This window comes from Aminobacter sp. P4_H6_2 (assembly GCF_056400805.1).
In genome coordinates this window covers 1-4424 of the sequence record NZ_JBFUKO010000464.1, presented here as the reverse complement: position 1 = coordinate 4424, position 4424 = coordinate 1, and the positions used below count along the sequence as shown (strand labels likewise).

4 protein-coding genes are annotated in these 4424 nt (G+C 61.3%); 3 read left to right on the top strand and 1 reads right to left on the bottom strand.

Annotated elements, in window-relative coordinates:
- Nucleotides 1–101: 101 nt before the first annotated feature.
- The gene (locus tag AC1DUU_RS24380; protein WP_476785957.1) at nt 102–1133 is read right to left on the bottom strand and encodes a LacI family DNA-binding transcriptional regulator; all 1032 of its coding nucleotides are present in this window, start codon (nt 1131–1133) and stop codon (nt 102–104) included.
- Between the two features lie 285 nt (nt 1134–1418).
- Here AC1DUU_RS24380 and AC1DUU_RS24375 point away from each other — a divergent pair, with 285 nt between their 5' ends.
- The 3 genes from AC1DUU_RS24375 to AC1DUU_RS24365 all read left to right on the top strand — a co-directional run bounded on the left by AC1DUU_RS24375 (nt 1419) and on the right by AC1DUU_RS24365 (nt 4269).
- Nucleotides 1419–2708 carry an amino acid ABC transporter substrate-binding protein gene (locus AC1DUU_RS24375; protein ID WP_476785956.1) on the top strand — a complete coding sequence of 430 codons (1290 nt, stop codon included), beginning with the start codon at nt 1419–1421 and terminating at the stop codon, nt 2706–2708.
- Nucleotides 2709–2794: 86 nt separating this feature from the next.
- Nucleotides 2795–3541, top strand: a complete 747-nt coding sequence (locus AC1DUU_RS24370; RefSeq protein ID WP_476785955.1) for an ABC transporter ATP-binding protein — start codon at nt 2795–2797, stop codon at nt 3539–3541.
- Nucleotides 3538–4269, top strand: coding sequence for an ABC transporter ATP-binding protein (locus tag AC1DUU_RS24365; RefSeq protein WP_476785954.1), 732 nt, complete (start codon nt 3538–3540; stop codon nt 4267–4269). Before AC1DUU_RS24370 ends, AC1DUU_RS24365 begins: the two co-directional genes overlap by 4 nt.
- The last annotated feature ends 155 nt before the right edge of the window (nt 4270–4424 follow it).

Below are 4424 nucleotides of genomic sequence, written 5' to 3'. Positions count from 1 at the left end.
AGGTCACAGGTTCAAATCCTGTCCCCGCAACCAAACCTCTTCAAATCCAAATCCCAAAACGCCCCGCCTCAAGCGGGGCGTTTTGCTATCTGGCAACTGCGTCAGCACGCCGGCGCGGTGCTCTCGCGGATGATGATCTCGACAGGCAGGATCGTCTCCATCGGGACATCTTCGGGCTGCTCGCCATTCATCAGCTGCATCAGGATGGTGGCCGCGGTGCGTCCGGCGCTGTGCTGCTGGATCCTGACGGTCGTCAGCTTGGGCCGGATCAATTCCAGGAACGGCATGTCATTGAACCCGGTGACCGAGACCTTGCGCGGACAGTCGATGCCTTGCTCGCGCAGCCCGTCGATCGCCCCCAGAGCGAGACGGTCATTGGCGCACAGGATCGCCGTGAATGTCCTGCCCGACGCCCGAAGTTCCTGGACGCAGCGCGCCCCTTCCGTCTCGTCGAAGCGCTTGGCGGTGACAACAAGGTCGGAGCGGAATTCGATCGACAGCTTTTTTGCGGCATTGCGAAAAGCAGCGAGGCGAAGCTGGCCGGTCGACAAATCCTGCGGTCCGGCGAGGTGGGCGATGTCGCGGTGCCCGAGATCGCGGAGATGGCGCAGCATCTGGCAGATGCCGGCATCCTCGTCATTGATGACATAAGGGATTTTCGAGTTCTCGACCTTGCGGTTCAGCGTCACCACCGGGAGCCCGTCGGCAGCTGCCTTGGCGATGGACGGGTCGCTGCGCAGCACCGCCGCATGGACGATGCCGTCGACGCCTCGGTCGCGCAGCACGTCGACAAGCCGGCTTTCGCGGTCGCGCTCGCTGTCGGTGTTGACGATGATGGAGGCATAGCCGAGCGGCTCCAGCACGCTTTCGATGCCGCGCAGGATGGGCGGGAAGATGACGTTGGTGATGTCGGGGATCATCACGCCCACCGTCATCGTTTTGTTGGTCCGCAAGCCGGCGGCGATGCGGTTCGGACGATAGCCCAGGCTCTCGGCTGCAGCCTGGATTCGGGCGGCTACCTCCTCGGTGATGTTCTTGCGCTCGACAGGGTCGAGTGCGCGCGACACTGTCGACACGTGAACGCCCGTTTCCTTGGCGATGTCTTTCAGGGTCACACGCTTCTTGAACATCATTTCGCGCCTCTTTCCGCTTCCAGATAGCAGATGAGATCTAGTTTGGGCAATCGATTGCACATAATCCTTGACGTAGATCAAACTGTCTGCAAATATTTCGCAATCGATTGCACGGTTAAGGGTTCCCGAACGTTTTGGAGGGGCGGGTTCTCAGCTTTGCAACGGTTCGGGAGGGAGGAGCCCCCGACAGATACGCGGTCCAACGTCGCTGGCGAGTAGCCGAGGGCGCTTGTGCGGTGTTATTCGAACTGAATGTGCAATCGATTGCACCAGGGAGGAATATCCATGAACACTACGCGGAAGCCTATGAAATTTGTCACCGCTCTGGCCGCGATGTCGCTGCTTGCGGGTGCCRCCCACGCCGAGAACCTGAAAATCGGGGCATCGCTGCCGATCACCGGTGGCCTTTCGGTCAGCGGCGAGAAGCACAAGCGCGGTTATGAACTCTGCATCAAGCTGATCAATGCCGCGGGCGGCATTCTTGGGCGGCAGGTCGAACTGGTCGTCAGCGACAACCGTTCCGATACCGCCACTGCCATCAACCAGTACGAACGCTTCATCAATGTCGACAAGGTGGAGGCCGTCTACGGAACCTTTTCAAGCCGGCTAACTTTCCCGGTCGCCAGCATCCTGTCCAAATACAACATGGTGCATGCCATTCCTTCGGGCGGCGCGCTGCGCATCTATGAACAGGGCTACAAGAACCTGTTCTATTTCCAGGTCAACGCGGCTGAATACACTGGCAAGGACGTGGCTGGCGTCATCAAGCAGCTCATTCCTGCGGATGCGGTTCCCAAGACTGTGGCGGTTGTTTCCGCCGACGACTTCTTCGCCAATGCGATCGCCGCGGGTCTGCTCGGCCAGAAGGTCAACGATCCGGCAACCGACAAGGAGATCGCCGATCTGGCGCCTGGTTATCTCGCCGACGTCGGCATCAAGGTGGTGATGGAAGAGAAGTGGCCGGAGGAAGGTTTCAACGACTGGCTGAACCTTGCCAACTCGATCAAGCGCTCAGGCGCCGAAATGATCATCGGCCTGACAGCGTCTGCCGAAGAGGCAGTGCAGTTGACGCGCGCGCTGAAGACTGTCGGCGCCACGCCCAAGCTGGTCTATCTCAGCCAGGGTGCCCAGACCGAGTTCATCGAAGGCGTTGGCAAGGATGCCGCCGACGGCGTGCTGATCCACACCACGTGGCACAAGGACGTGCCGTTCGAAAGCTCGCTTGCCGGCAAGCCGTTCAACAACGCCGACTTCGTCAAGGCTTTCCAGGCCGAATACGGCGTCGAGCCCGACGAGGACAGCGCCATTCCCTTCGCGGTCTGCCAGGGCATCGAGCAGGCGATGATCGGTGCCGGCACCACCGACAATGCCAAGATGGGCGAATGGTTGAGTGCGCGCACCAAAGATAACCCTGTCCAGACCGTGCTTGGCCGCTTCTCCTGGGACAAGGTCGGCCTGCCGGTCGAAAAGTCCCACATTATGACCCAGTGGCAGGGCGGCGAACTGAAGTTCGTCTACCCGACCGGCGAGTTCGAAGGGGTGTCGCCRTTCAGCTACCCCAAGGCTGGCTTCTGACAAGGCAATCCGGGAGGACGCCCGTTCGCGGGCGTCTTCACCACCGCCGGCCTGGCCGGCTGAGCTCGGAATGGGAGATCGGGCGCATGCTCGAAGTAAAGAACCTTTGCAAGCATTTCGGCGGCATCAAGGCCGTCGACGGGGCGACCTTCACGGTCGAGAGAGGGTCGATTACCGCCCTGATCGGGCCGAATGGTGCCGGCAAGACGACGGCCTTCAACTGCATCAGCCGGACGGCCGTGCCAAGTTCCGGCGAAGTCTGGCTTGACGGCGAGCGCATCGACCATCTGCGCCCGCACAAGATCACCGCCAAGGGCCTCAGCCGCACTTTTCAGATCTCCCGCAACCTCGGCGACATGACGGTCATCGAAAACGTCATCGTCCAGTCCAAGGTCGAAGGCATCCGCGGGCTGTTCAAGCCGGCGATGTCGCGCGAGGAAAAGGACAAGGCGATGTCCATCCTCGACTTCCTCGGCATCACCCGCATCGCCCATGAGGACGGCCACAATCTTTCCTATGGCCAGAAGAAGCTGATGGATCTGGCGGCCCTTTTGATGTCGGACCCGAAGATCATCCTGCTCGACGAGCCGGCCGGCGGGGTCAACCCGTCGCTGATGGAAGAGATCGTCGGTCACATCCGCGCCCTCAACGACAAGGGCATGACGGTGCTGATCGTCGAACACAACATGGACCTGATCATGCGGCTTTCCCACAAGGTCGTGGTCATGGCGCATGGCAAGGTCATCTGCGCCGGCACGCCTGAAGTCGTCCGCAAGGATCCCCATGTGCTCGACGCCTATCTCGGCGGCGTGCTCGAAGACGAGGCGGCATGATGACCAGGCTTCTGGAAGTCACCAACATCACCGCCGGCTATGGCGATGGCCCCGCCATCCTCGATGGCGCGCATCTGACCGTCGAACCGGGCAAGGTCCATTGCATCATCGGACCCAATGGTGCTGGCAAGTCGACGCTGCTCAAGGCGATCTGCGGCATGCTGTCGATCCGCAAGGGCGACGTGATCTTCAAGGGCGAGCGGCTGAACGGCCTGCGCCCCGACCAGATCCTGCGCAAGGGCATCTGCTTCGTGCCGCAGGAACGCGCGCTGTTTCCCAAGATGACGGTGCGCGAAAACCTGCGCATGGGCGGCTTCATCCTTGACGACAAGAAGGAGCTGGAGCGGCGCATCGAGGGCATCCTCGAGCGTTTCCCGATCCTGCGCGAGCGCGCCGACCAGCATGCCGGCACCATGTCGGGCGGCCAGCAGCAGACGCTCGCCATGGCCCGCACCCTGATCATCAAGCCTGACATCGTTATGCTCGACGAGCCGTCGCTCGGCCTCGCGCCCAAGATCGTCCAGGAGATGTTCGACATCATGAAGATGATGTCGGCGGAGGGCGTCACCGTGTTGTTGGTCGAACAGAACGCCATGATGGGGCTGAAAAATGCCGATTGGGGTGTCGTGCTCGATCTCGGACGCACGCTGTTTGAAGGCCCGGCGACCAAGGTTCTGGCCGATCCGCGCATCCAGGAACTCTACCTCGGCGGCAAGAAGGCCGCCTGACGGGGAATATGATGTCAGAGATAATTCAGATTTTGATCCTCGGCCTGGCGCTTGGCGGCGTCATCGCCCTGATGGGCTCCGGCCTGTCGCTGGTCTTCGGCGTGATGCGCATCGTCAATCTCGCGCATCCCTCGCTGATCAWCGGCGGCGCCTAC